Raw genomic sequence first — 1,904 nt, forward strand, 5'->3', positions numbered from 1 at the left:
GGCCGCCCGGCCGGGCGGCCGGACCGACCGGCCGGGCGGCCGGACCGACCGGCCCTCCGGACCGGCGGGCCCACGGGCTGCCAGACCGGCGGGCCGACGGGCGCGGACCCCGAGGTCCGCGGACGCCCGGGTCCCTCCGGACTCCTGGTCCCCTCCGGACTCCTCACCCGCTCCGGGCTCCTCGGCTACTCCGGATGCCCGCCCCGCGCTCGCGTGCACGTCCCCCCGCGCCTTGGCTGGAGGAGTGCCGCCCCGCCCCGTACCGCCGGAACCACCGGGACCGCCCCGCCGCGTGCGGACGTCCGCACGCCTGCGCACCACCCTGTCGGCGGCGCTCGTCGCCCTGACGTGCCTGCTCGTGCCCTGCGGCGCGTTCGCGGCCTGGGTGGTGCACGGGCTGGCCGACACCGGGCGGTACGTCGACTCCGTGGCACCGCTGTCCGCCGATCCCGCCGTGCGCGACGCGGTCGCCGACGCCGTCGGGGACGGGGTCGTGGAGGAACTGGAGGCGGGCCCGGCGCGTGACCTGTTCGGGCCGTTCGTACGGGACGCGGTCCGCTCCTTCACCCGCACCGAGGCGTTCGGCCCCGTGTGGGAGACCGGGAACCGGGCCGTCCACGACGCGGTCCTGCACGCCCTGCGCGACGGCCGGGCGGGCCCCGGCCCGGTCACCGTCGACCTCGCGCCCGTCACCGCCGAGGTGAAGCGGCGGCTCGTCGCCGACCGCATGCCGTTCGCCGACCGCATCCCGGTCGAGCACACCCGGGTCGCGGTGGTGCCGGCCGGGGAGACGGCCGGGCTCCGCGCGGGGTACCGGCTGCTGGACGCCGCGGCCCTCTGGCTGCCCCTCGCGGCCGTCGCCCTGGCCGTCACCGGGATCGCCGTCGCCGTCCACCGCCGCCGCGCGCTCACCGCGACCGGGCTCGGCATCGCCCTGGGCGGCGGCCTGCTCGCCGCCGCCGTCGCGGTCGGCCGCCGGCTCACCCTGGCCGACGTGCCCGAACCGGTCCACCGCCCCGCGGCGGGCGTGGTCTACGACGCCCTCACCGCCACGCTGCGCACCGCGTCCTGGACGCTGCTCGCCCTGGGGCTGGCGGTGGCCCTCGCCTGCCTGCTGACCGGCCTCCGCGAGCGCGGGGGCGGGCCCGCGGCACGGCGTTCGCGGGGACGGCGGAGGCCGCGGCGGGGGTGGACGGGGCGGACGAAGCCCCGACCTGTCGACGGGGCGGCGCCACCGGCCCGCGACGGGGCGCCATCACCGGCCCGTGACGGGGTGTGGAACGGATCACCGCAACCTCCCGTCGCCGGTCCTCGTCCTTGAGGGAAAATCTCCACGGATCGATGACCGTGAGCGGAAGGCCGGACGTTGAACACTGCCACTGCCGGGACGGCCGAGCGGGCGGACACCGGGGAGGGGACCGGAGGCCGCGGCGGAAGGCGGCGGTTCGGCGGCCGGCCGGCGGCACTGCTCTTCGCCGGGGTGAGCGTGATCGTCGGCTGCCGGGCCGTCGGCACCGACGCGGTCACCCCCGTGCCCCAGCTCCTCGCGTTCCTGCCCTGGCTCCTCGTGCCGACCGCCCTCGGGCTGCTGTTCACCCTGCTCGCCCGGTGGTGGACCGGCGCGGTGTGGGGCGTCGTCCTGCTCGGGCTGCTGGCCTGGTTCATCGAGCCGTACGGGAGGACCGGCGCGCCCGCCGGGCCGCCCGTCGCCGAGTTCCGGGTGATGACGTCCAACGTCGAGTTCGGCCGGGCCACCCCCGGGCTGGTCGACGCCGTGCGCCGGCTGGAGCCGGACCTGGTGTTCGTCCAGGAGTGCGAGTACACCTGTGACGCGCTGCTGCGCCGGGAACTGACCGCGGACTACCCGCACCGCCGGGCCGTGGGCGGCGGTGCGGGTAGTCCGC

1 protein-coding gene and 1 pseudogene are annotated in these 1,904 nt (G+C 78.3%); both read left to right on the forward strand.

The window, feature by feature from the left end; genetic code table 11:
• The first annotated feature begins 292 nt into the window (after positions 1 to 292).
• On the forward strand, positions 293 to 1,321 hold the full coding sequence (locus AOK18_RS07555) for a hypothetical protein (protein WP_338119100.1): 1,029 nt from the start codon (positions 293 to 295) through the stop codon (positions 1,319 to 1,321).
• A gap of 45 nt (positions 1,322 to 1,366) precedes the next feature.
• A pseudogene (locus AOK18_RS07560) lies at positions 1,367 to 1,904 on the forward strand (endonuclease/exonuclease/phosphatase family protein); the annotation flags it as partial.

This window comes from Streptomyces prasinopilosus (genome assembly GCF_001419695.1).
Lineage (GTDB): Bacteria > Actinomycetota > Actinomycetes > Streptomycetales > Streptomycetaceae > Streptomyces > Streptomyces prasinopilosus.